Raw genomic sequence first — 25011 nt, 5'->3', positions numbered from 1 at the left:
CTTGGACGTTCAACTTCACCCGGTACGCAAGCTGCGCGTGCACTGGCCCATCAGCGGCACCACCTTCGGGCAACTGTCCAAGGGCGAGCCGGACGCCTTCCGGGATGACCCGGGCATCGCGCTCCTGCTGCAGGCCCTGGCCGAATTCCGGGAACTCGGCGACTTCGGCAACTATAAGCACGTGTTTGAGTCCAGCCTCGGTTTCGAGGGCTTCACTACTGCGGAGGGCGCCAACCCCACCCTGGGACGCGTGGGCGAGCAGACCCTCTCGCCAACCTTCGTTTTCACCACCTATTTCGACGCCTCACTGGAGGACGCCGCCGTCGAACGTTTTATGCGCCACCTCGTGGACATCCACCCCTGGGAAGTCCCGGTCATTGAAGTGACCGGCCCCATCAGCGTCTCCAGTACCGCACTGGCACCGGTGACAGAAGCACCAAAGACTGAAGCGCACATGGCAGAAGGAGCCGCAGCATCATGACGGACACCAGCACCACCTCGCTCTGGGAGGGCCTGCAGGCGGTGATCGCCGGCAGGCAGTTCGTGGACCTGACGCACGCGTTCCACCCGGGCCAGCCCCACTTCGCCGCTTTTCCGGATGAGCAGCGCGAAGCCCTCTTCGACCTGGACAAGGGTGACGGCTTCACCGCCCACCGCTACACGATCGTTGGCCAGTGGGGAACCCACGTGGATCCGCCCTCGCATTTCATCCGCGGCGGCCGGACGCTGGACCAGATTCCGGTGGAGGAAATGATCCTTCCGCTGGTGGTCCTGGACATCAGCGATCGGGTGGCCGGCAACCCGGACGCCACCCCCACCTTGCAGGACGTACAGGACTGGGAGATCCGGAACGGCACCGTCCCACCGGGTTCCTTTGTGGCCCTCCGTACGGGCTGGAGCCGCCGCTGGCCCGATCCGGAGGCGATGGCCAACCGGGACAGCGACGGCGTGAGCCACACGCCCGGCTGGTCCCGGGAAGTGCTCTCCTTCCTGGTTGAGCAGCGTGCCGTGGCCGCCGTCGGCCACGAGCAGACGGACACCGACCCCGGCCTGGCCACGTCCCGGCAGGACTTCAGCCTGGAAACGTACGTCCTGGACCAGGGCCGCTGGCAGATCGAACTGATGGCCAACCTGGACGGACTCCCGGAGTCCGGCGCCGCCGTCGTCGCTTCCTGGCCAAAGCCCCTCGGCGGCAGCGGCTTCCCGGCGCGGGTGTTTGCCATCTGCTGAGCCCGGCGGGCCGGCCTTGTCCTCGGCTCCCCTCAGCCGACGTCGCGGGCCTGCACCGAAGTCGCCGGAAGTGTGCGTGCTCGCCGGGGCGTTCCGGCGTCCCGGCACTGTTCCGGCGATTCCGGCGCTCCAGCGGCGAAGCACCCGGCAGCCCCGCCAGGGAAAGCACCTCCACTAGACTCGACTCCATGCCAAAAACCTCCAGCATGGGCCGCGGAATCATGGCCCTCTTTGCCCTGGGTGCACGCCATGCAGCGGGGTATCCCGGAGGAACCGTGGCGGACATCGCCGCCGATCTTGGCAAGGACCGCAGCCAGGTCTCGCGCAGCCTCCGCAGCGCCGAACAGGAGGGTTTCCTCCGGAAGACCAGCCAGCGCACCTACAGCCTGGACTGGTCCGTCCTTACTGACGCGCAGCTGCTGACCGAACGCCGTTTAGCGTCCGACGGCGGCACCGCCTTGGACGCGCTGGCGGGAGAAACGGATGAGGCATGTTTCCTGGGGGTCCTTCACGGGGACAGCACGGTGACCATCGGCGAAAGCGTCCCGGCCAGCAGCAACCTGGTGGGCTCGTGGCTGGGCCGGCCCTACCCCGCGTACTGCAGTGACGCCGGGCAGGCCGTGCTGTGGGAGGCATCGGAAGCAGAAGTCCGGACCGTCTTCGCGGAAGTGGCGTTTGTGCGGCACGGCCCCAACACGCCCACCAGCGTGGACGATTTCCTGGCGCGGCGCGAAGCTGCCCGGAAGCGGGGCTACTCGATCGTGGACGAGGAGGCCGAGCCGGGGCTCTACTCCCTGGCCGTCCCCGTCCGGGATTTCAAGGGCGACGTGGTGGCCGCGCTGCAGATCGTTGGCATCAGGGACCGCCTGGAACCGCGCCGGGAGGCATGCGCGGACGCTCTGGTGGCCCGGGGAAAGTGGCTTGAGCAGAGGCTCGGGTACCGGCAGCCCTAGCGGACGCCCGCGCGGGATCTGAGCCGTTCCGCAGCGCTGGTGAGCGCAGCCGCCGCAGCTGCCGCATCCGGACCGATTCCGGAGCTGCTGCCCAGCACACTCAGCGAGGCAAGGATGGCACCGCCGGCGTCGCGGACAGGAACTGCGAGTTCCAGCACGTCGTGTTCGAATTCCTCGGCTGCGGTGATGAAGCCCGCGCCACGGTCGCGGACCATGAGGTCCCAGACCCCGTCGGTGGAGTGGGCAGCCCCCGGTCCCCCGATGCCGATGTAGTTCACATCCTGCAGCAGGGCATCCAGCGCTGGCCGGTCAAGGTCCCACAGCAGCGCCCGGCCGGCGCCGGTGCACCAGGCCGGAGTCACCATGCCGGGCTTGACGAAGCTGCCGGGGATGGCGTCGTTGCTGGAGGCCCGGACCAGGATCACGCGGTAGCCGTCCCGGACCGAAAGCCGGGCGCGCAGTCCCAGCGCCGCGACCAGCGCCTCAAGTTCGGTCTTTGCCTCCCGGACCCAGCCCGTGTTCAGTGCCGCGGCCAGGCTGAAAAAGCGCGGACCTGTCCGGAACGGCCCGCGGTCCACGCGCTCCAACAGTCCGAGATCGCACAGTTCCTGCGCCAGGCGGGAGACGCGGCTCTGCTCCATGTCCAGTTCGGCAGCCAGCTGTGAAACGCCCAGCAGTTGGCGACCCAGCTTCTCCCGATCAGCTACCAGCCGGACAATCCGGAGCCCCTGCGCCATTGACGACGCCTCAGCGGAAGAATCCACGCTTATCTGCCCCTCCCGGCCGGTCACAACGTCCCATTCTTCCACGCCCCGCCTCTCAGGGGCGGTGGGGCCCTGCGGCGGAAAGGACGACGGCGCCCGTCCGGGAAGGTGCGCAACGCACCTGTTCCGGCAGCCGCCGTCGTCCGCTCCTTTACTGCGCCTACCTCGCCGCAGCGGCCTTGCGGCCGTAGCGGAAGTGGAACCAGGCGTAGCAGGCGGCCACAAAGGGGATGCCGAAGTAGAGCGCGGCGGCCTGGGTGGGATCGAGGGCGATGCCGATCAGGGAGATCACGCACAGCGAGAACGCCAGGATGGGCACCAGCGGGAACAGCGGCGCCTTGTAGGCGAGGGTGCTGATGTCACCGCCGCTGCGGACGAACGCGCGGCGGTGGAAGAAGTGCGAGGCGGTGATGGACATCCACACGCCCACCACGGCGAAGCCTGCGACGGAAACCAGCACCAGGTAGACCGTTTCCGGGGCCACCACACTGCTGATCAGCGATGCGACGCCGCCCACCATGCTCACCGAGAGCGCTATGAGGGGGATGCCGCGGCGCGTCAGCCTCTTGAAGGCGCGGGGGGCGTGGCCTTCGTCGGCGAGGGAGTAGAGCATGCGGGCGCAGGAGAACAGGCCGCTGTTGCCGGCGGAGAGCAGCGCGGTGATGATGACGAAGTTCATGATGTCAGCGGCGAACGGCAGGCCGATCGCTGAGAAGACGGTGACGAACGGGCTCTCGTCCAGGCCTACCTCGTTGTACGGAATGGTGGCGGCGATGACGGCGATGGCTCCAACGAAGAAGATGAGCAGGCGGATCACGGTGGTGCGCAGGGCCTTGGGAATGCTGGTGGCCGGGTCCTTGGTTTCGCCGGCAGCTACCCCAATGAGTTCCGAGCCGGAGAAGGCGTAGAAAACCGCGAGCACGGTGACCAGGACGCCGGTGAAGCCGTTGGGGAACAGCCCGCCCTCGGTGGCGAAGTTCTCGAACAGGAAGGGGTGCTCGCCCCCGCCGCCGAGGGGCCGGAAACCGAACAGGGCCGCACCACCCAAAACAATGAGGCCGATGATCGCAGCGACCTTCACGATGGCGAACCAGAACTCGGACTCGCCGAAGAACTTGGAGGACACGGCGTTGAAGCCGAAGAGGACGGCCGCGAAGACCAGGCACCATACCCAGACCTCCACGTCCGGGAACCAGCGCTGCATGAGCAGGCCGGAGGCGGTGAACTCGGAGCCGATGGCCACTGCCCAGCACAGCCAGTACAGCCAGGCGGTGGCGAATCCTGTGGCGGGGCCGATGGAGCGGGCGGCGTAGATGTGGAAGGCACCGGACACCGGGTAGGCAATGGCGAGTTCGCCCAGGCAGGCCATCACCAGGTACACCACGAAGGCGCCGATGAGGTAGGCGATGACCGCGCCGAGCGGGCCGGCCTGGGAGATGGTGTAACCGGAGCTGAGGAACAGTCCGGAGCCGATCACGCCGCCCATGGCAATCATCACCAGATGGCGCGGGCCCATGGACCGGCGGAGTCCGGAGTCGGCCACGGCGGGCCTGGCCGGCTGGGCATCCAGCTTCACGTCTGTTGTGGGTTCCACGGGCGTCTCCAAAGGGTCGGACTCAGCAATGGGAGCGCGCGCAGTCCCCTGGTCCCGGTCCTTGGCACCGAAGATATGCGCGGCGGCAGTGTTGAAAGTAGCACGGCTGCCGAATTCATAGTCATCAAATACATGAGGTCATGCTTATATTGCACGCTGTTACGCGGTTGCGATTGGCACGAAGCCGGGCGTCAGGACCACGGGGCCGGGTCAGTGGCGCATTCCACGGCGGGGGAAGCTGATCGGGCTGAACCCCCGACGGTGCCGGAGAGTCCGGGTTGGCGCTGGAGCACCTCGTTGACCGCCTGCCGAACCGTAAGCCTGCCTCCGCCAGCCCAGGCAAGGCCGAAGCGGATGGGACCGGCTTCAGCCCTGGCTTTGTCGATAATGGCATCAACTCGTCGTCGTTCTGCCTGATCCAGCGACATACCGCGGTGTGTACGGTAGGAGTCCGCCGTGGCGAGGAGGCGGAGGGCAAAGTCATAGCGTTTTTGTGACGCATAGACGCCGCCCAATGAGTCAAGGAAAGCGGCCAGGTTGCCCTCCGCCCCTAGCTGGAGTGAGGCGCTGATAGCTTCGATGAGCAGGAGCTCGGCACCGTCGTAATCGCCGGCCTGTTCGGTGCTCTCTGCAAGATTGGTAAGCACAACGCCCAGGAGCCACCGGTCCCCTAGGCGGCGGGTCAATTCCGCGCACGCCCTGCACAGTTCGAGTGCCCGCGGATGGTCCCCGGCACAGTAAGCCTGACGGGACAGGACAACCAGCGACCCAATTCTGACCCGAAGACTGGCGCCGGGATAGGACACGGCCTCCGCTGTAAGCCGCTCGGCAGTAGGGAAATCACCACTTTGTGCTGCCTGCACGGCCAGACACAGGATGGTCCACGCAACACCCGGGCTATTGCCGGACTTTTCAAACGCTTGAAGGGCACGGCGGTGGAGGTGGGCCGCCTGGTTATACCTGCCCAGGGTCCATGTCAGCGTGGCTGCTCCGCTAAGCGCTGGTGCTCTAAGCTGCGGCGCCGCATCCGGTGTTGCCTCCACGAGCTCCACGGCTATTCGCTGCTGCTCGGTAACGTCTCCAGTGAGTTCCCAGTAATGCCAGAGCTCTCCCACCAGCCGAAGTGCCAGTTCCGTCGAACCACCCGGCCCTGCTGCCCAAAGCAGTGCCGCGCGAAGGTCGAGGGCTTCGGCGTGAAGCACTCGGAACGCCTCCACCTGGCCAGCACCCCACAATAGCGGACCCAATCTCTCAGCCAGGGCAAGGTAGTACTCGGCATGCCGCCGGCGCACGTCGTGTTGCTCGGGAAGCAGCGCCAGCCGGTTACGGGCAAATTCACGGATGGATTGCAGCAGCGACACACGCCGCCGTCCTGCATGGTCGGTGTAGCGCCGGAGCAGGCTGTTGCGGGCGAGCGCGGACAACAGCTCTTCGGTGGAAAGCGCGCCAAAGGGAAGGGTGACTCGCACGGCGTCAATCGCTTCGGTCGTCGGATCGTTGGCGAAAACTCCGAGTTGGACGAAGAACAGGCGCTCCGGGTCCTCCAGCAGCTGGTAGCTCCACTCCATTGTGGCCGTGAGAGTTCGCTGCCGGTCGGGAAGGTCACGGAAGGCGGCAGGCACTGCGGCCAGGCTGGCTTCCAGGTCAACGAGGAGATCGTGCTCGCTCAGCTGACGCAGTTGGGCTGCAGCCAGTTCGATGGCCAGCGGCAGGCCGTCAAGGCGGTGGCACAGCCGCGTCAAGACTGTCGCGTTTCCTGGATCCACCGTGAAACGGGGGCGGACCGCCCTGCCCCGGCTTAGGAGCAGCTTCATTGCAGGCACCTCCCGCAACCGGTGCAGAGGCAGGGGCGGGTCGAGGGGCGGCAGCTCAAGTGGTGCAAGTTCAAATTCGTACTCAGGACGCAACCCCAGCCGCCTCCGGCTGGTAGTGAGGATCCGAAGCTCCGGGGCTGCGGTGAGCAGGTCCAGCACCACTGGCCAGGCGTTTTCCAGGTGCTCGAAGTTGTCCAGGACCAGCAGCAGGCGGCGGGCTTGCAGAAAACGGGACGCGATTTTCAGCGGGTCTTCGCCCGCCGGCGCCTCCAGTCCGAGTGCCGCCGCGATGGCCCCCGGCACCTGCTCAACCTGGGTGAGTGGGGACAGATTAACCCAGCCCGCGCCGTCAGGCATGCGCTCACCCAAGCGTGCGGCCGCCGCCATCGCGAGACGGGTCTTCCCTGCCCCGCCCGCCCCTGTGACGGTGACAAGCCGGCATCCGTCGGAGCGGTAGAGCGAACATACCTCCCCCAGTTCAGCATCCCGACCCACCATGGGGGTGAGTGCGGCAGGCAGGTTGTCGAGACGCTGCCTGGCGCGGCGCTTTTCGTTCACGGCGGGTGCCCCGAGGGATGCATCCTGACGCAGCACCAGTGTTTCCAGCTCCCGCAAGCGTTCCCCGGGATCAATGCCCAGCTCGGCCGCAAAGGTTTTCCTGGCCGTCCGGCAGGCGGCAAGGGCGTCTGCCTGCCGGTCGGAGCGGTATAAGGCAAGCACCAAAGACGCCCACAAGCGCTCCCGGAAGCGATGCTGCGTTACCAGCCTGTGCAGCTCCCCCACAACGGTGGCGTGGCGGCCCAGTGCCAGTTCAACGTCGAAGAGGTCCTGGTATGTGTCCAGCCGGGCCTCCTCCACTTCTTCCAGGTCTGGAACCAGCAGCTCAATGTCGGCAAGGTCCGGAAAGGCAGGGCACACGAACAATTCGAGGGCCTGGCGCAGGCGGACCGCCCCGCCGGCAAGTTGGCCCGCTTCTACTGCACGTTCTCCGGCTGCAACGTGCGCGCGGAACTGCAACAGGTCGAGTTCGTCGTCTTCAACAGCCAGGAGGTAGCCGCCGGGCCGGCTGGCCAGGCGGTGCGAAGCAACCCCTTTAAGACGGTTGGGCTCAAGCAGGTTCCGCAGGTTCGCGACGTGCACCTGCAGCTGCGGGCCCGGACGAGAGGGCGGGTGGCCGTCCCAGAGGACTTCAGCCAGGAAATCGGCGGGTACCACTGAGTTCGCCCGCAACGTCAGGCATTCGAGGACAATACGCAGATTGCGGCTGCTGACGGGAACCTGGACGCCGTCAGCGATCACCTCCAACGGACCCAGTGCCCTGATCCACAGCGCGCCCATCGCCGAGCACCCCTCACTGACCGGCCACGGAATCGGGCTGTGCCCTATCCCGTGGCGTTTTCCGACCAGCGGCCCCTGGCGCCCGCCCCGTCCTAACGCGCCCCGAGGAGCGACATCACCCCCATCATGCTCCCGGGCCCGTGCTGGATCCAGAGTTAGCCGTTGGATTAAGGCTCCATTAAGCCCCCAGGGCCACTCTTGAGCCACTCACACCGAGTACATCTGAAAGGAAGATCCGATGAAAACCAGCAGCACTCGCATATTGGCTCCCGCTGCCCTTGCCGCAGCAGCGCTCGTCGCACCTGTGCCTGCGGTCGCAGCTACCCCCGTTCCTCAACCGATTGTTTATGAGTACACCGCGCCTTGTCCCGGATCCGAGGATAATTTCTTGTCCTTCACAGCGGTGGGAAAGGTTGGCGAAATCAACCTTCCCGGTGGTCGGAACATCTATACAGCTCCAGGCTTGCGAGTCACAGTTACTGGACCTGATGGGGACTCTCGGACTTACATCGCCACTGGGGCAACAACAACCCGGCCCCTGGACAAGGGCAACGTACTCTTTACCGCGACTGGAACCAATGTCATCACTGTGCCTGAGATCAACGACCATCCTGCAGGGGTCTACTACACGGCCGGAACCGTCAACTGGATTCTTGACGCCGATGGGAATGAAGTCGGTGACATGTTCACCGGGAAAGGCAAAGTGACCGATCTCTGCAAGTTGCTGGCTCCGGTGTCCTAGCTCAGGTTCCGCTCCAGCATCTGCCCAATGATCCGGGCGCCTTCGGGGAAGGCGCCCGGATTCGTGCCCGAGAAGTTGAGCCGGATAAAGGGACCCGCCGGTTCCGCCGGAAACCATTCGTCCCCGCGGGCGACGATGACGCCGCCAGCTTCGCAGTCCCGGACCAGCCGCTGCAGGTCAGTCCCGTCGGGCAGCCGCAGCCACAGGTTAAGCCCCCCTTTCGGCACCTGCTCAATGTGCGCCTGCGGAATGTGCTCCCGGACACTGGTGACCAGCAGGTCCCGGCGTGACTCCAGCTGGTGCCGCAGGCTGCGCAGGTGCGTCTGCCACCCAGGCTGCGTGACGACGTCGAGCGCTGCCGCCTGCAGAAGCCCGCTAACGTACATCGATTCCGCGGCCCTGTCAGCGAGGATGCGCTCCCGCGCCGGACCGCGTGCAATCAGTGCTGCCACCCGGATGGAGGTGGAGACGCTCTTGGTCAGCGAGCGCAGGTACACGACGTGCCCGGAGTCGTCGCGGGAGGCGACCGGCACGGGGTGTGAGCTGATGCCAAAGTCGTGCGCCCAGTCGTCCTCCACAAGGAACGCACCTTTGGCACGGATCACGTCAAGGACTTGGTCGCGCGTCTCCGCTGACCACTGCGCGCCCGTGGGGTTGGCGTAGTTGGGCTGCGCATAGAAAACCCTGGCGCCTGATTCGTCGAAGGCGCGGGCCAGCTCCCCCGGTTCCGGCCCGTCCGGTCCGCTGGGCACCGGCACCACCCGCACCCCCGCCTGGGCGGCGGCCAAAATGGCACCCCAGTAGGAGGGTGACTCCATCAGCAGCGGCTGCCCCCTGCCCACCAGGGCACTGAAGATGGAGCTCAGTCCGCTCTGGCTGCCAGGAAGTACGACGACGTCGCTCGGGTTGGGCGGAGTTATCCCAGCGGGCGTGGACGCGCCGAGCTCATGCGCGAACCACGATTGCAGCTCCGGCATCCCCGCGGCGGGAGGCCGGGACAGCGCCGCGTCTCCGCGGGCGGCCCGCGTGAGCGCTGCCCGGACCAGCCGCTCGGGCAGGAGCTCCCTGGCAGGGTAGCCCGAATGGAAGGAAATCGCGTCCTGCGGCACCTCCCGCATGGTGGAGGAGGCTGGTGGCAGTGCCGCCAGCGGGGAGCGCAGGGCCGCCGTCTGCCAGCCGTAATCGGAGGGGCGTGCCATGCGGACCGCCCGCACGAAGGTCCCGACGCCCGGCCGGCTCTCGATCAGCCCCTGCGCCGTGAGGGTCTGCAGGGCCTTCTGCACCGTGACGGGACTTGCCTGATAGTCGGCCACCAGGGACCGCGTGGAGGGCAGTTTCGCGCCCGGCGCCGCAGTGGCCATCCAGGATCTCAGATGCGCCACAATCCGCGAACTGCTATCGTTGTCCATGAGAGACAATAGTAGCGCTACTCTTCATCGGCGTACAGCGTTATCCCACTCCAGCTCAGCCGGCTTGTGGCTCGGTCTCCTTGGAGTCGCGGCATTCTCGCTCACGGTCCCGTTCACCAAAGTGGCGGTCGCAGGCCTGGCGCCGCTCTTTATCGGGTCAGGCAGGGCAGTAGTGGCGGCTGCTTTGGCGGGTGCGGCACTGGCACTTACCCGGCAGGCGCTCCCCCGCGGGACGCAATGGTTCCGTGTGGCGGTCGTGGCGGCCGGCGTCGTCATTGGCTTTCCGCTACTCACCTCCTTTGCCCTGACCAGCACCGCCGCAAGCCACGGCGCCGTTGTCATCGCCCTGCTCCCTGCCGCGACGGCCACCGCGGCCGTCCTTCGCGGGCGGGAACGCCCACCAGCGGCGTTCTGGCTCGTCAGCGGTGTGGGCGCCCTTGCGGTGACCGTCTTCGCATCCGTCCAGTCCGGCGGCCTTGGCGTCCTCCACTGGGCAGACCTGCTGCTCCTCGGTTCCGTGGTGGCCGCCGCCATCGGCTACGCGGAAGGCGGCCTGCTGGCCCGGGAACTCGGCTCCTGGCAGACCATCTCGTGGGCGCTGGTCCTCGCCTCGCCGTTGATGCTGGTCCTGGCTGCCGCCTCCGCTGCCCAGCAGCCGCCGTCAGCAACCCCCGCGCAGTGGGCAGCGTTCGGGTACCTCGCCGTAGTGAGCATGTTCCTGGGATTCTTCGCCTGGTACCGCGGCCTGGCCATCGGCCCCATCGCACGGGTCAGCCAGATCCAGCTCATCCAGCCCGTCCTCACCATCTGCTGGGCGGCCGTCCTGCTGGGTGAGGCCCTGACCTGGTCCACGGTCCTGGGCGGGCTGGCCGTCATCCTGTGTGCCGCCGCCGCTGTCCGGGTTCGGCTCAAGCCCGCCCCGACCTCATCCCCCGAACTTCATCCCGCATCAAGCCAGCCAGTATAGGACTAACCCATGTACATTCCAGCCCACTTCGCCGCTGTCCCTGAAACCGTGCAGCACCTGCTCACCAGGCCGGGTGCGGCGAACCTGGTCACCATGACCCCGGAGGGCCTCGTGGCGACACTCCTGCCGTTTGTCTACGACCCCGACGCCGGTGAGTTCGGCGCACTGCAGGGACACGTGGCGCGGAACAACACGCAGTGGTCCGCGCCCGCCGTCGGGGAGGCCCTCGCCATTATTCAAGGTTCGGATGCCTACATTTCCCCGTCCTGGTACGCCTCCAAGGCCGAGCACGGGCGGGTTGTCCCCACCTGGAACTACACCACAGCGCACGTGTACGGGCGGCTGGTGATCCATGACGATCCGGCCTGGCTGGACCGGCAGGTCCGGCGGCTCACCGGAGTGCACGAGTCCGGCTTCGACCACCCCTGGGACGTGGACGACGCACCGGAGCGCTTCATTGCCGGGCAGTTGCGGGCCATCGTGGGGCTGGAACTTGTCATCACCCGGATTGAGGCCAAGGCCAAGCTGAGCCAGAACCGGCCGGAAGCGGACGTGGACGGTGTAGTGGCGGGCCTCATAGCCATGGGTCAGACGGAGGCCGCGGCGGATGTAGAGCAGGCGCGCCCCCGGCCCAACTAGGTAGCGCTAAGTGTCGTTTTGACGACCCATAACGACACTTAGCGCTACCCAGTTACTATCCCCAGCACCTCCGTGACGTCACCGGCTGCGAGGGCTAGAACTTAATCGGCCTTGACCAGTTCCTCGCTCTGCTCCCACAGGCGGCGGGCCAGCTCGGCGTCGTAAGCCTGGGGGTTGGCCTTGGCCAGCGCGCGCTTGTAGTAGTACGCACCGGAGATCCAGTCCTTGCCCGCAGTGCCGTTGATCAGCCACAGCAGGGTGTCGGCACCCTGGTCCGGGGTCAGCATGAAGCGGTTCAGCAGGGTCTTGTAAGCGTGCCGGAACGGGCTGGTAGAGTCCGCCGCGAAGTTGGTGCGCACAACGCCGGGGTGGAACGCCGCCGTCGTAATTCCCTGCTCGCCGAAGCGGCGGTGCAGTTCGGACGTGAAGAGGATGTTGGCGAGCTTGCCGGTGCCGTAGGCGCGGTTGGTGGAGTACCCCTGCTCGGATTTGAGGTCAAACAGGTCCAGCTTGCCGAAGCTGTTGGCTCCGCTGGAGGTGTTGATCACCTTGGCATTGCTGGCAACCAGAGTCTCCATCAGCAGCGTGGTGAGGAGGAACGGCGCCAGGTGGTTGATCTGGAACGTTGATTCGTTGCCGTCCACGGTGAGGGTGCGCTTGCCCATGATACCGCCGGCGTTATTGGCCAGGACATCGATGCGCGGGTAGTCGGACTCCAGCTGCGCGGCCAGGGTGCGGACCTGGGCGAGCTCGGAGAAGTCGCTGACAAAGTAGTCGGCGTCCAGCTCCTTGGCAATGGCCCGCGTCTTTTCCTCCGAGCGGCCGACGACGACCACCTGGTCCCCTGCCCTGGCCAGGGTACGCGCGGCTGCTGCGCCGATGCCGTCGCTGGCGCCGGTGATCACGATGGTGCGAGGGGTCAAGGGGTGTCCTTTGGTTGGGGAACGTCCGGCGCCCGGTGTGGGCGCGCTGCCTACCGGCACAACGACGGCGGACCGGCGGGTGTTCCCCGGCCCACCCCGCAGGGCATATCCTGCACACACCAGCAGGCACCGCACCCAGCCGTCCGATCCCAGGGGGAAGCAATGGAGATGCCCAAAGCGACGGACGCTGACAAGGAGCGCTTCCGGTCCCTGGTCCCGGACGTACCGGACGTGTCGGTGAAGCCGATGTTCGGCAACCTGGGCGCGTTCGTCAACGGCAACATGTTCGCAGGGCTTTTCGGGGGCACCATCGGCATCCGGCTCTCCCCGGAGAACAGGCAGCAGCTCGAAAGCAGCGAGCGAACCGTCCCGTTCGGCCCGGCGGACCGGCCGATGCGCGAGTACACCGGCCTCCCGGAGATCTGGAACGAGGAAGGCGACGGCGACGACGCCCGCGCCAAAGCATGGATCCACAAAGCCTATGAGCACGTGGCGGGCATGCCGCCGAAAGAACCCAAGAGCAAGACCCGTACCCCCGGCAAGTAGCCCTGCAACGCGGCCATAGGCGGCGGCGTGGCGCCGGCGCAGCTGTGTCGTTTCTGCGGCACCCCGAAAGCCCCCGAACCTCCCAGGTAGCCGGGACCGCAATTACTAAGTAAGCTTATCAACATGGCTTTTGCAACTACAGAGTACGCGGACCCCAGTAACGCGTCATCTGGGAGGTGGACGCAATCGACAAAGAGGTGAAGCGGCGGCTCGAACTCGCTGCCACAATCGGCTTGGATCCACAGAAGCTCTGGCCTTCCTACTTCGGCAGGTCGCCCTGTTCTGCGTTCGAACTGGACGCCTACCTTCATGAAGCCCTGGCCCTGCCAGCGATCGAACGCGGGCCTGATGCAGTGAAGGAACTCAAGGCAGGACGGCGGCGGCTCCGCCCCGTGAAGCCTGAGAGTGGCAACCCCGGACACCCGCCGGCGGGCCAGAAACCGGGCAAAGAAGACGCGCTTGCCGCCCTGGGTGCCGCCGGCAAATCCCTGCTTTCCCCGGAGCGGGCAGAAGCGGAACGCCTGAAGTCACTCCACGAGACGGACCTTCTGTACACCGGCCCGGAGGAAGTGTACGACCGCGTTGTTGCCGCCGCCTGGAAGTTCTTCGGCGTGGGCGCCGCATCGCTATCCCTGATCGCCGAGGATGCCCAGTTCTTCAAGTCGGCCGTCGGGCCGCTGCGCGAGGAGGCTCCCCGCGTCATTGCCCTCTGCACGGAAACGGTGGAGCGGAACTCGATGCTGGTCATCAACGACACCCTCGCCGATGACCGCTTCGCCTCCAATCCGCTGGTCACAGGCGAGCCCTACATCCGCTTCTATGCCGGCTACCCCCTGCACGGGCCGCGGGGCTGGAACATCGGAACGCTCTGCGTCATTGACCAGCAGCCCAGGACCTTCTCCCCGTCCGACCAGCAGGTGCTGCGGACACTCGCCGCGGTAGTCCAGAAGGACATCGACGCCCGCACCTAGCACCGCCCACCCCGCCTGGCCCAGTTAGCCGGTCCACCCCGCCCCGGGCGGCTCGGCCTAAAGTCTCCAGGTACGACGACGGCGGGGCGGCCAGCATTTCTGCTGCCCGCCCCGCCGCTGTTGTCCAGTCAGCCGTGGATGGGAATGCTGCTAGCCCGCCACTCCGGCCACCAGGAAGATCACGGCCGCGATGGCGAAGCCCATCACACCGATGAGGGTTTCCATAACGGTCCAGGTCTTCAGCGTGGTCTTGACGTCCATGCCGAAGAAGCGGCCCACCAGCCAGAAGCCGGAGTCGTTCACGTGGGAGACCACCACGGAGCCGGCGGCCACGGCGATCACCATGGCGGCCACCTGCATGCCGTTCAGTCCGGCCAGGGCCACAGCCGGGGCGATCAGGCCCGCGGTGGTGGTCAGTGCAACGGTGGCGGATCCCTGGGCGATGCGCAGGATGCTGGAGATCAGGAAGCCGGCCAGGATGAGCGGGATGCCCAGGTCGCCCAGGACGTCGGCGAGTGCCTGGCCGATGCCGGAGGTGCGCAGGACGCCACCGAACATGCCGCCGGCACCGGTGATCAGGATGACGGAGCAGACCGGGCCGAGCGAGGATTCGAGGAGCTTCTCGAGGGCTCCGGCGTCCTTGCCGCGCTTGCTGCCCAGCACGAACAGGGCCACCAGCACCGAGATCAGCAGCGCCACCGGGGTTTCACCCAGCGTCCGCAGGACCTGGTACCACTGCTCGTCCTTGACGCCTTCGGCGAGCACGCCGGAGGAAGCCAGGGTGTTCAGCCCGGTGTTCATGAAGATCAGGACCAGCGGCAGGAGCAGCAGGCCCACCACGGTGCGGAAGCGCGGCGGGTTGGATTCCGCTTCGGCTGAGGCGTGGCCCAGGATTTCCGGCACGGGAAGGACCAGCTTCTTGCCGGTGTAGAGGCCGAAGAGGTAGGCGGTGACGTACCAGGTGGGGATGGCGACGATCAGGCCGGCGAGGGTGACCAGGCCGATGTTGGCGTCGAAGAACGCGGACGCGGAAACCGGACCCGGGTGCGGGGGCAGGAAGATGTGCATCACGGAGAACGCGCCCGCGGCGGGCAGGCCGTAGCGGAGCACTCCCCCGCCCAGGCGGTGGGCCACTGCGAAGACGACCGGCAGCATGACCACCAGTCCGGCGTCGAAGAAGATGGGGAAGCCGAAGATCAGGGAGGCCAGGCCCAGCGCAAAGGGGGCACGCTTTTCACCGAAGACGCCGATAAGGTAGTCGGCCAGCACCTTGGCGCCGCCGCTGGTTTCCACGATGCGGCCGAGCATGGCGCCCAGGCCCACCAGGAGTGCCACCGTGCCGAGGGTGGTGCCAAAACCGTTGATCAGCACCGGGACCACCTGGTTGGCGGGAATGCCGGTGGCGAAGGCGGTGGCGAGGCTGATGAGGATCAGGGCGATCAGGGCGTGCATCCGCAGCTTGATGATCAGGAACAGCAGGACGAGGATCGCGGCTCCCGCGATGAGCAGCAGGGGTCCTGCGCCCAGTGTTTGGGTCCATCCTTCGATGGTCATGGTTCTCCTTTGAAACAGTACTTTGGGGGTTTAGGGGGCGGTCAGGGCGCGCAGGGCGCCTGGCCGGTGGGAAGCTGCAGAGCCTGCACGACGGCGGCGACCAGCTGCTCAGGCGACTGCGAGATGTCCAGGCGGAGGCTGCCGGCGTCGAGCTCTTCCTGGCTGAGCGGCTCCAGGGTGGCAAGCTGGCTGGGCAGCAGGGTGGGCGGCATGAAGTGGCCCGCCCGGCCCTGCATGCGCTGGCCGATCAGGTCCGCGCCGCCGTCGAGGTGGAGGAAGACCACGCGGCCTTCCGCTTCGGAGAGGAGCTTGCGGTAGCTCTTCTTGAGGGCGGAGCATGTCAGGACGGTGCTGCAGCCGGCCTGCGCCTGGGCGGTCATCCAGGTGCGGATTTCCTGCAGCCAGGGCCAGCGGTCCTCGTCCTGGAGCGCAATGCCCTGCGTCATCTTGGTGATGTTGGCTTCAGGGTGGAACTCGTCCGCTTCGGCGCACGCCCAGCCCAGCTGCGAGGACAGGGCGGCCGCGAGGGTGGTTTTGCCTGAGCCGGCAACGCCCATGACCACAAGGTGCGTGGGGGGATACTGCATGTCATACCTCCGGAGAAGACGTCTTTGGCTTTCGAAGAAGCTCGCTGTGGGCCCGTCAAGAAGTGGGCTACGCCATAAGGTATCACCTTTTGCCGGAAAGATACTATCTTTTCGTGTTACAGGTCATACCTTTCCTCGCTTTCCCGGTATTCTGGGAAGGCGCTGCGGCGCAGGAGAGGCGGACAGAATGTCGACGGCGACAGATGAGGGCGCGGATAAAGCGCACGACGGCGGGGCCTCCCCCGCGATGCATGAGCGGGTCCTTGAGGCGGTGGGGGTTGCCATCGCTTCCGGCAACCTGGCCCCCGGCAGCCGGCTCACCCTTGAAGGGCTGCAGCAGGAGTACGGGATATCGCGGACCGTAGCCAGGGACACCATGAAGGTCCTGGAATCCATGAACCTGGTCTACTCGCGGCGGCGCGTGGGCATTGTGGTCCAGGACCGGTCCCTGTGGAACGTTTTTGATCCGAAGCTGGTGCGCTGGCGGCTGGCGTCAGACCGGCGCGAGCTCCAGTACAGCAGCCTCACCGAGCTGCGCATCGCCGTCGAACCCATCGCCGCCGCCGGTGCGGCCCGGCGTGCCAGCGCCTCGGAACGGGCCCAGCTCGTTGCCCTCGGGGCTGAGCTGCGGCGGCTGGGTGAAGCCGGCGACCTCCGGGGGTTCCTGGCCGCGGACATCGAGTTCCACCAGCTGCTCCTGCGAAGCTGCGGGAACGAGATGTTCCAGGCGCTGGAAGGCATGGTGGCGGAAGTGCTGACCAGCCGGACCCAGCAGGGACTTATGCCGTTCAAGCCCCGGGACGAGGCACTTCAGGCGCACGAGGACGTGGCGGCAGCAGTGGCGCGCGGAGATACGGCCGTGGCTGAATCGGCCATGCACCACATCCTGGATGAAGTGCGGGAAGCGATGGGCCTGGCTTAAGTCCCTGCGCTGGAGCTGCCCGGGTGACTTCCCACAAGGACGGCCCTGGCCCGCATAGACGGCGCTTGCCAGCACCGTCTGTACGGACCAGGACCGCGAATGGTGAGCGCCCTGGTGGTTATGGACGCATTGTTCCCGGTGGCTGGGACTGTGGAACCTACATCCGCAGCGACGCGTATGGCTCACTGGGAAGGTTGCCTACGGACCACGGATCCGTGGACCGGATCTCGGGCGTGTGGCCCCGGCCGTCGGTCAGGACAACGCAGACAGTGACAATCAGAACCCAGAGTCCAAAGAGCAGGATGCCGAGCAATTCCATGGTTTTGTACCTCTCGTGATGGTGTGCCGGTTGGGCGATTTCAGTGTGTGCGGGCCGCGTGTGACCAAGCGTGTGAGGCCCGCAGACGCCGCTGTTCCGGCGGCGTACCATGGGCCGTATGGCCGAGTATTTGATTCGGCTCCTTGGTCCGCCCGCGGTCGAGTCCCCCGACGCAGCTCTTCTGCAGCCCAGAGGCCGCAAGGCCTGGGCGGTGCTGGCATACCTCGCGCTGCAGGCCGAGGGCACCGGCCGGTCCCGCACGGCGTCGCTCTTGTTTCCGGATGCCGCCGACCCGCTCGGTGCCCTGCGCTGGAACCTGTCCGAGCTGCGGCGGACCCTTGACGGCGTCACAGTGGCCGGCGATCCTTTGCGGCTGGTGCTTCAGCCGCCGTGGCGCTGCGACGCACTCGAAGTGGTGGGCTCGGCCGCCAAGCCCGGCCTGGACCCCCGCGGCTTCACCGGCCAGTTGCTGGAGGGACTGTCCTTCGCCGATTGCCCCGTCTTCGATTCCTGGCTGGCGGACCAGCGCTTCCGGCTGGACAATGTGGTCCAGTCCCTGCTGTACGAGGCCGCGCTGGCCGCCTTGGCGTCGGATGCTCCCGGCGAGGCCGCTGAGCTGGCCACCCTGGCTCTGCACCGGGATCCCTTCCATGCGGACTGCAACGCTGTCCTGGTCAAGGCGCTGGTGGCTTTGGGTGAGCACCGCCGGGCCCGCAGGCATGTCAGCGCGTGCGGCGCCCTCTACCGGCAGGAGCTGGGCTTGCCGCTGCCCGCGGAAATCCGGCGTGCGCTGTCCGCTGCTGCGCCGGAGACGGACCCTGGAATGCCGGCCACCGCGGCGACGGTGCGTTCCTACCTCGACGCCGGCGGCGCGTCATTGTGGGCGGGTGCGGTGGACCGGGGGCTGGACCAGCTGCGGCTCGCGGTGGTGCTGGCGCAGCGCATTGGCGACGCTCACCTGATCGCCGAGTCCCTGGTCACCTTGTCCGGCGCCCTGATCCATCAGGCGGGCGGCCGCGGCGCCGAGGTGGCGGACTTCCTGCACCGTGCACTCCAGGCGGAAGGGCCCGACGGCGCCTCCCGAACGGCCGCCGCCGCATACCGCGAGCTGGGCTACCTGTCCGTCCAAAGGGGTGTGCCGGACCGGGCTGCCGGGTGGCTGGACCGGGCCATGCTGGCGGCCAGGGGATTCCCCGACGAACAGGCGAGAATCCTGGCCATCCAGGGCATGCTGGCCTCAGACACCGCACGGTACGGGGACGCCGTGACGGCCCTGACGGAGTCCGGAAAGCTGGCGAAGGCCGTGCGGAACCGCCGGCAGCAGGCCTTCAGCGAGGCACTGCTGGGCAGGGTACGGCTGCTCCGCGGGGAACTGGAGCAGGCGGCTGACTCCCTGGACCGGGCGCAGGCGTGGATTGCGGAGGAACACTGGACGGCGTTTGAACCGTTTGTTGCCGGCGTGCGGGGAGAGACGTACCTTGCCGCAGGGCAGGTGGAGAAGGCCGCGGCCCTGGTTGACCGGTCGTGGGTGATGGCGGAGCTCGCCGGCGATCACTGCTACATGGCCCTGGCCGCCGGAGCCGAAGCACGGCTCCTGATGGTGCACGGCGATCTGGCAGCAGCCGAGCACTGGATAGACCGGGGCCTCGAACCCACACCCTGGTACCTCTGGTACTCCGCCCGGCTTCTGGATACGGCGGCGGAGGTTTCCATTGCCAGCCGGTCTCCCCGTGCGGCCGCGTTCGTGGAGCAGCTGGTAGAGCTGGCGAGCCGGAGCGGGATGCGGGAATTCGTGGTGCGGGGGCAGTCCCACCGGGCTGTCCTCGGCGACGAAGCTGCGGCACAGGCAGTTCCCTGGCTGGCGAGGGAGATCGATAACCCCGCACTGGCGGCGTTCCTGGCGGAGCGCCACCGGGTGGGCCCGTTGCGGCAGGCACTGCCGCATTGAGCAAAAGCTGGGCCGTGCAGGAACGCGACGGATAACAGCGGCTGAAAGATCCCCTTCCCGGAGGCCATGATCCTGAGTAGCCTTCAAAGTAGGGCCCATGAAGGACCTGCCGCGCCATAGGGAAGATTCGGTGAGGTGGAAGATGGCCACTACAGAACATTCAGCTGAAGGACTTGCCGCTACCGCCGCGCCTGCCGTCACGCGGCGCCGCAAAGGCAGCCTGGTGGTCAACTGGATCACCACCACCGACCACAAAACCATCGGGTACATGTACCTGATAACGTCGTTTGCGTTCTTCTGCCTGGCCGGCGTCATGGCGCTGCTCATCCGGGCGGAACTCTTCGAGCCCGGCATGCAGATCCTGCAGACCAAGGAGCAGTACAACCAGCTGTTCACGATGCACGGCATCGCAATGCTGCTGATGTTCGCCACCCCGCTGTTCGCCGGGTTCGCCAACTTCATCATGCCGCTGCAGATCGGTGCTCCGGATGTGGCATTCCCGCGGCTCAATGCGCTGGCTTTTTGGTTCTTCCTCTTCGGATCCACCATTGCGATGTCCGGCTTCATCACGCCCCAGGGTGCAGCGTCCTTTGGCTGGTTCGCCTATGCGCCGCTCTCGGATACCACCTTCAGCCCGGGCATCGGCGGTGACCTCTGGGTGTTCGGCCTGGCGCTGTCCGGCTTCGGGACCATCCTGGGCGCGGTCAACTTCATCACCACCATCATCTGCATGCGCGCCCCGGGACTGACCATGTGGCGGATGCCGATCTTCACCTGGAACACCCTGGTCACCTCAATCCTGGTGATCATGGCCTTCCCGCCGCTGGCCGCAGCCCTGTTCGCGCTCGGTGCCGACCGGCGCTTCGGTGCCCATATCTATGATCCGGAGAACGGCGGCGCAGTCCTCTGGCAGCACCTGTTCTGGTTCTTCGGCCACCCCGAGGTGTACATCATCGCGCTGCCGTTCTTCGGCATTGTCTCGGAGATCTTCCCGGTGTTCAGCCGCAAGCCGATCTTTGGCTACAAGGGCCTGGTCTACGCCACCATTGCCATTGCCGCACTGTCCATGACCGTCTGGGCGCACCACATGTACGTGACCGGCTCGGTGCTGCTGCCGTTCTTCGCGTTCATGACCATGCTGATCGCGGTGCCCACAGGCGTGAAGTTCTTCAACTGGATCGGCACCATGTGGGGCGGTTCGCTGACCTTCGAGACCCCCATGCTCTGGAGCATCGGCTTCCTGGTCACGTTCCTGTTCGGCGGCCTGACCGGCATCATCCTGGCCTCCCCGCCGCTGGACTTCCACGTGTCGGACACCTACTTCGTGGTGGCACACTTCCACTACGTGGTGTTCGGGACCGTGGTGTTTGCGATGTTCGCCGGGTTCTACTTCTGGTGGCCCAAGTTCACCGGCACCATGCTCAACGAGCGCCTGGGAAAGATCCACTTCTGGATGCTGTTCCTGGGCTTCCACGGCACCTTCCTGATCCAGCACTGGCTGGGCGTCATGGGCATGCCCCGCCGGTACGCCGACTACCTGGTGGAGGACAACTTCACGTGGATGAACCAGTTCTCCACCATGTCGTCCTTCCTCCTGGGAGCGTCCCTGCTCCCGTTCTTCTGGAACGTCTACATCACCTGGCGGACCGGGAAGAAGGTCACCGTGGACGATCCCTGGGGGTTTGGCGCCTCGCTGGAGTGGGCCACGTCCTGCCCGCCGCCGCGGCACAACTTCACTTCGCTGCCCCGGATCCGTTCGGAGCGGCCGGCGCTGGACCTGCACCACCCGGAGCTCCGGGTCCGCGAGCACGACACTACGCACGGCCCTGCTGCGGCAGCACTGGGCGCAGCCGATATTGGCCAGAAGGACGTCCGCAGCCCAAGTCCGGACGAGTAACAAAAAGGCTAGATGCAGCGGGGCTGGTAGGCCGGGTCAGCCGGGCCTGAGCTCCTGCCCAGGGCGTGGGCCACGATCTGGTGGACCACGGGGTCGTTGGGTGTCTGGTCATGCTCGAAGACGTCCAACGGGCACTTGTCCTGGATGGTGATGTTGGTGACCTGCCGGGCCGGGCCCGCGAGGAACTGGCTGTTGTAGGGAATCACAACCTCGTCGTAGACCGTGGAGATGACGGTGTAGGACGGCCCGGCCACGGTGTCGCCAATGGAGTTGAGCTCCTGCATAAACGCCGAGCCGGCCTGCTGGTCGGCACAGGCGGCACAGCCGAGGGCGGCGAAGTCCGGATCGCCCAGGAGCTCCGGCGGCGGGATGATCACGCCCTCGGTGCCATGGTTTGAGGGCGCGATGCCGATGAGCTGGTTGACGTTCCTGGCCCCGCCGAGGAAGCCCATGTAGTAGCGGGGCATCATGCCGCCCTGGCTGTGGCCCACCAGGTTCACCTTCCTGGCGCCGGTGGCAGCCAGGACTGCGTCGACGAACGGGGCGAGTTCCTCTGCGGAGTCCGCGACAGGTGCCGTGGCGTAAACGCCGTTCGTCTCGCCATAGTTCAGGGCAAACACACAGTAGCCCTGGCTCTTGAGGTAGGGCGAGAGGGTGGACCAGTTCTTCACCATGCTCTCGAAGGTCCCCGGCACCAGGACCACCGGATAGGGGTGTTCGGCGGTTGGCTTGCAGGACCAATCATTCGCGCCGGGAGGGGAAATTTCGACGACGTCCGCCTGGGCGGGTGCCACGGCCAGGGATCCGGCCAGGACAGCGGAGGCGGCGATGGACAGGGTTCTGGTGAGCAGCGACATGGAAACCTCTTTGTTTTGTGTCAGCGGGTGCAGGGCCGAAAAGCCTGGTGGCGGGCCCGGTTTTCATGCTAGGCACGGCGGGTGCGGCAGCGGCGTGAAGTGCACGGACGTGCGCCACTTTTAGAGCAGACTGCAAGACGGCAGGACGTGGACCGCCTGGCGCGCTCAGCACGTGTTGTTACTGGTCAGTAGCTAGTTGCGGGCAGCGCGCGGAACGCCCGGGCGGTGCCCGGGCCTGGCCGGCGGTTCACGGCGGCTGCACAAACGTTCACACCCGGTACCGGCGCCGCCGCATTGCAGGGTGTGCTGGCACAGGCTGGTTAAACAAAAGCTGGGCCGGTCAGTGACCGGCCCAGCTTTTCAAACTTTGAAACCCTAAGGCCCCAGTTTCTCTAAGGAATTAGAGGGACTGGATGTTTACGGCCTGGGGACCCTTGGGGCCCTGCTCGGTTTCGAAGGAGACCTTCTGGTTCTCTTCGAGTGAGCGGAAGCCGGAGGAAGCGATCGCAGAGTAGTGTGCGAAAACGTCCTGTGAGGAGTCATCGGGGGAAATGAAGCCGAAGCCCTTTTCAGCGTTAAACCATTTGACGGTACCAGTAGCCATTATTTTTGTCCTTCGTGAAGGTGGAGGAACTGTCCCGACTTTCGGGTCCTCCTGTTTGGGGTGCTCAAAACCGCTGCTTCAGAAGAACACGGGCTTTCGACCGTGCGTACTGCCTGAACTACGAACTGCATAAACACAACAACAGGATCTACTCTACAGGAGATTCCGGACAGCAATTACCAGTGCCACCTTTAGGCCCCGAGGCCGGGCCCAGGCACCCGGGCCGGGCACCGCCGTCGGCCCCTGTACGCAGGCCCGCGGCAGGCATATCCTGCCAGCAGGTCCAACTCCGCCCCGAGCCGCGGGAGAAGAATCATGGAGATGCCCGCACCCACAGGCAAGACAGCTCCGCAGGAGGTCAACACCCTGGTGATCGGCGCCGGGCAGGCCGGGCTGGCCGCAAGTTACTGGCTCGCCCAGGGCGGGGTGGAGCACCTGCTGTTGGAGGCGCGGGATACCCTGGGCGGCGCATGGCAGGACCGGTGGCATTCGTTCCACTTGAACACGCCCAACTTCTCATTCCTCCTGCCGGACCTGACGTACGACGGCCCCGATCCGGACGCGTTCCTCCCCCGCGACGCCGTCATCGACCTTTTCCGCGATTACGCAACCCGGATCGCCGCCCCGGTACAGATGGGAACGGAAGCCACCCGCATCGCGGCGGCACATGGCCGCTTCCGCGTGGAAACCTCCGGCGGAACGTTCGCCGCGGCGAACGTGGTTCTGGCGAACGGCGCGTTCCAGCGCACCCGCGTCCCGCCGTCGTCGGCCGGATTCCCCGGGAACGTCCTGCAACTGCACAGCCACCACTACCGCAGCCCCCGCCAGCTCCCGGACGGCGCCGTGCTGGTGGTGGGCACCGGCCAGTCCGGGGGCCAGATCACGGAGGACCTGCTGGACGCCGGCCGCGTGGTCCACTTGTCCGTGTCCGCCTGCCCGGAGGCGCCGCGCCGCTACCGCGGCCGGGACATCTTCCACTGGATCCTGCAGGTCAACGTGCACGGCCCCGAGTACGGCATCAACGGACTCCAGGCGGCACAGCTCCCCTCCCCCGCAGCCCGGTTCATGTGCAATCCGCTCCTCTCCGGCAACGACGGCGGACACAGTATCCACCTGCGGGAACTCGGCCGCCGCGGGGTGCGGCTGCACGGCCACTTTGAAGGAACGGACAACGGCGTCCTCGTCTTCAGCGACGACCTCCCCGGACGCCTCGCCATGGTTGAGGCCGGGTTCAGCCAGCGCCTGAAACTGATGGCGGACGCCTACATCGAGGCAGCGGGCATAGATGCGCCGCCGGCCGAAGCGCGCCCCGACGACCCTTGGCTGCCCGGGGAGTCCGGCGCACGGCTGGACCTGGCCGCGGAAAACATAACCTCTGTCATCTGGGCCACCGGGTACGGGCTGGACTTCAGCCTGCTGGACATGCCGGTGCTGGATGAATGGAACTATCCGCGGCACACCCGCGGCGTCACAGACGTTCCCGGCCTGTACGCCGTCGGGCTGCCATGGCTCACCAGGCACCTCTCAGCCACGCTGGCGTTGGTGGGCGAAGACGCAAGATACGTCGCGGAGCATGTCGCGGGACGCTGAGCCTGGTGGCCCTTGCCAACGTCCGGCCGCGGCGTAGGGTTCTTTCCATGGAACCGATGCGGGCCATCCTTCTTCCTGGCGCTGTCCTCCCCGCGCAGGATGCGTACGGCGCCCTGATTGAAGCCCTGGGAGCGGATGTCCAGGCCGTGGCCAAGGACCTGGAGCTTTATGTGGACGAAGAGCCTCCGCCCGGCTGGAGCCTGGACACGGAGGTGGGCGGCGTGCTGCGGGAGGCCGATGCCCTCGGATGGGAAACGTTCCACCTTGTGGGCTATTCCGGCGGCGGGGCTGCGGCGCTGGCCTTCGCCGCGAAACACCCCGAACGGCTGCTCAGCCTGGCCCTGCTTGAGCCGGCCTGGGCCGGGACCTGGGACTGGAGCCCCGCCCACGCGGAGGTCTGGAAGAAGTACGAAATGCTGGAGACCCTCCCTCCGGAGCAGCTCATGCCCGCCTTCATGAGGCTGGGAGTCAGGCCCGACGTCGTCCTGCCGCCACCACCGCCGGGTCCCCCGCCGCCGTGGATGGCCAGGCGGCCCGCTGGAATCAAGGCGTTCCTGCGCACCTTCCGGAGCTATGACCTGGAACGGGAACGCTTGGCGGCGTTCCGCCCGCCCGTGTTCTGCGCCCTCGGCGGCTTGAGCAACCCGGATGACTACGGCGAGATTGCCGGCCGGCTGGCGCGGGTCTTCTTCCCGGACTTCCATCTTGAAGTCTTCCCCAAGCGCCACCACTTCGACCCGCCCCACCGGATGGAGCCCGTCCGGCTGGCGGAGTTGCTGTTACGGCACTGGGAGCAGGCGGAAGGCCGCGGCTGAACCTTCCCCCGGACCGCATGGGTTGCTA

Annotated in this window: 23 protein-coding genes; 13 read left to right on the top strand and 10 right to left on the bottom strand. The window is 66.6% G+C overall.

The genetic code is table 11. The features are described from left to right. The first annotated feature begins 1 nt into the window (after position 1). From ACKAE7_RS08215 to ACKAE7_RS08205, 3 genes are all read left to right on the top strand, one after another. A complete protein-coding gene (locus ACKAE7_RS08215) occupies positions 2–481 on the top strand; it encodes a hypothetical protein (RefSeq protein ID WP_408978913.1) in 480 nt (159 codons plus the stop codon). Further along, positions 478–1230 (top strand): cyclase family protein, encoded by a 753-nt coding sequence (locus tag ACKAE7_RS08210; protein ID WP_408978912.1) that lies wholly within the window; start codon positions 478–480, stop codon positions 1228–1230. The genes ACKAE7_RS08215 and ACKAE7_RS08210 overlap by 4 nt, the downstream gene beginning before the upstream one ends. A gap of 188 nt (positions 1231–1418) precedes the next feature. Further along, on the top strand, positions 1419–2183 hold the full coding sequence (locus ACKAE7_RS08205; protein WP_408978911.1) for an IclR family transcriptional regulator: 765 nt from the start codon (positions 1419–1421) through the stop codon (positions 2181–2183). Here ACKAE7_RS08205 and ACKAE7_RS08200 read toward each other — a convergent pair. The 3 genes from ACKAE7_RS08200 to ACKAE7_RS08190 all read right to left on the bottom strand — a co-directional run bounded on the left by ACKAE7_RS08200 (position 2180) and on the right by ACKAE7_RS08190 (position 7693). After that, the gene (locus tag ACKAE7_RS08200) at positions 2180–2947 is read right to left on the bottom strand and encodes an IclR family transcriptional regulator (protein ID WP_408978915.1); all 768 of its coding nucleotides are present in this window, start codon (positions 2945–2947) and stop codon (positions 2180–2182) included. The genes ACKAE7_RS08205 and ACKAE7_RS08200 overlap by 4 nt on opposite strands. Before the next feature lie 160 nt (positions 2948–3107). After that, positions 3108–4541 carry an amino acid permease gene (locus ACKAE7_RS08195; RefSeq protein WP_408978910.1) on the bottom strand — a complete coding sequence of 478 codons (1434 nt, stop codon included), beginning with the start codon at positions 4539–4541 and terminating at the stop codon, positions 3108–3110. A gap of 191 nt (positions 4542–4732) precedes the next feature. Beyond that, entirely contained in the window at positions 4733–7693 is a 2961-nt protein-coding gene (locus ACKAE7_RS08190) for a BTAD domain-containing putative transcriptional regulator (protein ID WP_408978909.1), read from the bottom strand. A 238-nt stretch (positions 7694–7931) separates the two neighbouring features. Here ACKAE7_RS08190 and ACKAE7_RS08185 point away from each other — a divergent pair, with 238 nt between their 5' ends. Beyond that, positions 7932–8435: a hypothetical protein gene (locus ACKAE7_RS08185; protein WP_408978908.1), complete on the top strand. Its 504-nt coding sequence runs from the start codon at positions 7932–7934 to the stop codon at positions 8433–8435. Here the strand turns inward: ACKAE7_RS08185 and ACKAE7_RS08180 are convergent. Next, positions 8432–9844: a PLP-dependent aminotransferase family protein gene (locus ACKAE7_RS08180; RefSeq protein ID WP_408978907.1), complete on the bottom strand. Its 1413-nt coding sequence runs from the start codon at positions 9842–9844 to the stop codon at positions 8432–8434. The genes ACKAE7_RS08185 and ACKAE7_RS08180 overlap by 4 nt on opposite strands. On the opposite strand from ACKAE7_RS08180, the gene ACKAE7_RS08175 reads away from it, so the two are divergent. Both ACKAE7_RS08175 and ACKAE7_RS08170 read left to right on the top strand, forming a co-directional pair. Next, a complete protein-coding gene (locus ACKAE7_RS08175) occupies positions 9843–10811 on the top strand; it encodes a DMT family transporter (protein ID WP_408978906.1) in 969 nt (322 codons plus the stop codon). The two genes, ACKAE7_RS08180 and ACKAE7_RS08175, sit on opposite strands and share 2 nt — an antisense overlap. Before the next feature lie 9 nt (positions 10812–10820). Then, positions 10821–11450 (top strand): FMN-binding negative transcriptional regulator, encoded by a 630-nt coding sequence (locus ACKAE7_RS08170; protein ID WP_408978905.1) that lies wholly within the window; start codon positions 10821–10823, stop codon positions 11448–11450. 101 nt (positions 11451–11551) lie between these two features. Here ACKAE7_RS08170 and ACKAE7_RS08165 read toward each other — a convergent pair whose 3' ends face one another. After that, entirely contained in the window at positions 11552–12373 is an 822-nt protein-coding gene (locus tag ACKAE7_RS08165; RefSeq protein WP_408978904.1) for an SDR family NAD(P)-dependent oxidoreductase, read from the bottom strand. 162 nt (positions 12374–12535) lie between these two features. On the opposite strand from ACKAE7_RS08165, the gene ACKAE7_RS08160 reads away from it, so the two are divergent. Both ACKAE7_RS08160 and ACKAE7_RS08155 read left to right on the top strand, forming a co-directional pair. Then, positions 12536–12919, top strand: coding sequence for a TfoX/Sxy family protein (locus ACKAE7_RS08160; RefSeq protein ID WP_408978903.1), 384 nt, complete (start codon positions 12536–12538; stop codon positions 12917–12919). A gap of 176 nt (positions 12920–13095) precedes the next feature. Then, positions 13096–13890, top strand: coding sequence for a GAF domain-containing protein (locus ACKAE7_RS08155; RefSeq protein ID WP_408978902.1), 795 nt, complete (start codon positions 13096–13098; stop codon positions 13888–13890). A gap of 150 nt (positions 13891–14040) precedes the next feature. On the opposite strand, the gene ACKAE7_RS08150 is transcribed toward ACKAE7_RS08155, so the two are convergent. Together ACKAE7_RS08150 and ACKAE7_RS08145 are read right to left on the bottom strand one after the other, a co-directional pair. Further along, on the bottom strand, positions 14041–15444 hold the full coding sequence (locus ACKAE7_RS08150; RefSeq protein WP_188730497.1) for a GntP family permease: 1404 nt from the start codon (positions 15442–15444) through the stop codon (positions 14041–14043). Between the two features lie 41 nt (positions 15445–15485). Beyond that, on the bottom strand, positions 15486–16031 hold the full coding sequence (locus ACKAE7_RS08145; RefSeq protein ID WP_188730499.1) for a gluconokinase: 546 nt from the start codon (positions 16029–16031) through the stop codon (positions 15486–15488). 187 nt (positions 16032–16218) lie between these two features. On the opposite strand from ACKAE7_RS08145, the gene ACKAE7_RS08140 reads away from it, so the two are divergent. Beyond that, positions 16219–16953 (top strand): FadR/GntR family transcriptional regulator, encoded by a 735-nt coding sequence (locus ACKAE7_RS08140; protein ID WP_408978901.1) that lies wholly within the window; start codon positions 16219–16221, stop codon positions 16951–16953. A 157-nt stretch (positions 16954–17110) separates the two neighbouring features. Here ACKAE7_RS08140 and ACKAE7_RS08135 read toward each other — a convergent pair whose 3' ends face one another. Further along, positions 17111–17272, bottom strand: a complete 162-nt coding sequence (locus ACKAE7_RS08135) for a hypothetical protein (RefSeq protein ID WP_188730503.1) — start codon at positions 17270–17272, stop codon at positions 17111–17113. Positions 17273–17390: 118 nt separating this feature from the next. On the opposite strand from ACKAE7_RS08135, the gene ACKAE7_RS08130 reads away from it, so the two are divergent. Both ACKAE7_RS08130 and ctaD read left to right on the top strand, forming a co-directional pair. Beyond that, positions 17391–19220: an SARP family transcriptional regulator gene (locus tag ACKAE7_RS08130; protein ID WP_408978900.1), complete on the top strand. Its 1830-nt coding sequence runs from the start codon at positions 17391–17393 to the stop codon at positions 19218–19220. Positions 19221–19362: 142 nt separating this feature from the next. After that, entirely contained in the window at positions 19363–21117 is a 1755-nt protein-coding gene (ctaD, locus tag ACKAE7_RS08125; RefSeq protein WP_190610926.1) for a cytochrome c oxidase subunit I, read from the top strand. Positions 21118–21125: 8 nt separating this feature from the next. Here the strand turns inward: ctaD and ACKAE7_RS08120 are convergent, their stop codons facing one another. After that, entirely contained in the window at positions 21126–21974 is an 849-nt protein-coding gene (locus ACKAE7_RS08120; protein WP_408978899.1) for an esterase/lipase family protein, read from the bottom strand. Between the two features lie 400 nt (positions 21975–22374). Continuing rightward, positions 22375–22578, bottom strand: coding sequence for a cold-shock protein (locus ACKAE7_RS08115; protein WP_066274236.1), 204 nt, complete (start codon positions 22576–22578; stop codon positions 22375–22377). A gap of 315 nt (positions 22579–22893) precedes the next feature. Here ACKAE7_RS08115 and ACKAE7_RS08110 point away from each other — a divergent pair, with 315 nt between their 5' ends. Together ACKAE7_RS08110 and ACKAE7_RS08105 are read left to right on the top strand one after the other, a co-directional pair. Then, positions 22894–24168 (top strand): flavin-containing monooxygenase, encoded by a 1275-nt coding sequence (locus ACKAE7_RS08110; RefSeq protein WP_408978898.1) that lies wholly within the window; start codon positions 22894–22896, stop codon positions 24166–24168. Positions 24169–24215: 47 nt separating this feature from the next. Continuing rightward, on the top strand, positions 24216–24983 hold the full coding sequence (locus ACKAE7_RS08105; RefSeq protein WP_408978897.1) for an alpha/beta fold hydrolase: 768 nt from the start codon (positions 24216–24218) through the stop codon (positions 24981–24983). Positions 24984–25011: the final 28 nt, after the last annotated feature.

The organism is Pseudarthrobacter sp. NKDBFgelt (genome assembly GCF_046097905.1).
Classification (GTDB): Bacteria; Actinomycetota; Actinomycetes; order Actinomycetales; family Micrococcaceae; genus Arthrobacter; species Arthrobacter polychromogenes.
Note: the sequence above shows the minus strand (reverse complement) of the source record. Positions and strands in the feature narration are given on the sequence as shown.

What these genes read in the sequence shown, in the direction of transcription:
- ACKAE7_RS08210 (WP_408978912.1), top strand. Translation starts at nt 478, where the DNA reads ATGACGGACACCAGCACCACCTCGCTCTGGGAGGGCCTGCAGGCGGTG.
- ACKAE7_RS08205 (WP_408978911.1), top strand. Translation starts at nt 1,419, where the DNA reads ATGCCAAAAACCTCCAGCATGGGCCGCGGAATCATGGCCCTCTTTGCC.
- ACKAE7_RS08190 (WP_408978909.1), bottom strand. Translation starts at nt 7,693, where the DNA reads ATGGGCGCGCTGTGGATCAGGGCACTGGGTCCGTTGGAGGTGATCGCT.
- ACKAE7_RS08185 (WP_408978908.1), top strand. Translation starts at nt 7,932, where the DNA reads ATGAAAACCAGCAGCACTCGCATATTGGCTCCCGCTGCCCTTGCCGCA.
- ACKAE7_RS08175 (WP_408978906.1), top strand. Translation starts at nt 9,843, where the DNA reads ATGAGAGACAATAGTAGCGCTACTCTTCATCGGCGTACAGCGTTATCC.
- ACKAE7_RS08180 (WP_408978907.1), bottom strand. Translation starts at nt 9,844, where the DNA reads ATGGACAACGATAGCAGTTCGCGGATTGTGGCGCATCTGAGATCCTGG.
- ACKAE7_RS08170 (WP_408978905.1), top strand. Translation starts at nt 10,821, where the DNA reads ATGTACATTCCAGCCCACTTCGCCGCTGTCCCTGAAACCGTGCAGCAC.
- ACKAE7_RS08160 (WP_408978903.1), top strand. Translation starts at nt 12,536, where the DNA reads ATGGAGATGCCCAAAGCGACGGACGCTGACAAGGAGCGCTTCCGGTCC.
- ACKAE7_RS08150 (WP_188730497.1), bottom strand. Translation starts at nt 15,444, where the DNA reads ATGACCATCGAAGGATGGACCCAAACACTGGGCGCAGGACCCCTGCTG.
- ACKAE7_RS08145 (WP_188730499.1), bottom strand. Translation starts at nt 16,031, where the DNA reads ATGCAGTATCCCCCCACGCACCTTGTGGTCATGGGCGTTGCCGGCTCA.
- ACKAE7_RS08140 (WP_408978901.1), top strand. Translation starts at nt 16,219, where the DNA reads ATGTCGACGGCGACAGATGAGGGCGCGGATAAAGCGCACGACGGCGGG.
- ACKAE7_RS08135 (WP_188730503.1), bottom strand. Translation starts at nt 17,272, where the DNA reads ATGGAATTGCTCGGCATCCTGCTCTTTGGACTCTGGGTTCTGATTGTC.
- ACKAE7_RS08130 (WP_408978900.1), top strand. Translation starts at nt 17,391, where the DNA reads ATGGCCGAGTATTTGATTCGGCTCCTTGGTCCGCCCGCGGTCGAGTCC.
- ctaD (WP_190610926.1), top strand. Translation starts at nt 19,363, where the DNA reads ATGGCCACTACAGAACATTCAGCTGAAGGACTTGCCGCTACCGCCGCG.
- ACKAE7_RS08120 (WP_408978899.1), bottom strand. Translation starts at nt 21,974, where the DNA reads ATGTCGCTGCTCACCAGAACCCTGTCCATCGCCGCCTCCGCTGTCCTG.
- ACKAE7_RS08115 (WP_066274236.1), bottom strand. Translation starts at nt 22,578, where the DNA reads ATGGCTACTGGTACCGTCAAATGGTTTAACGCTGAAAAGGGCTTCGGC.
- ACKAE7_RS08110 (WP_408978898.1), top strand. Translation starts at nt 22,894, where the DNA reads ATGGAGATGCCCGCACCCACAGGCAAGACAGCTCCGCAGGAGGTCAAC.
- ACKAE7_RS08105 (WP_408978897.1), top strand. Translation starts at nt 24,216, where the DNA reads ATGGAACCGATGCGGGCCATCCTTCTTCCTGGCGCTGTCCTCCCCGCG.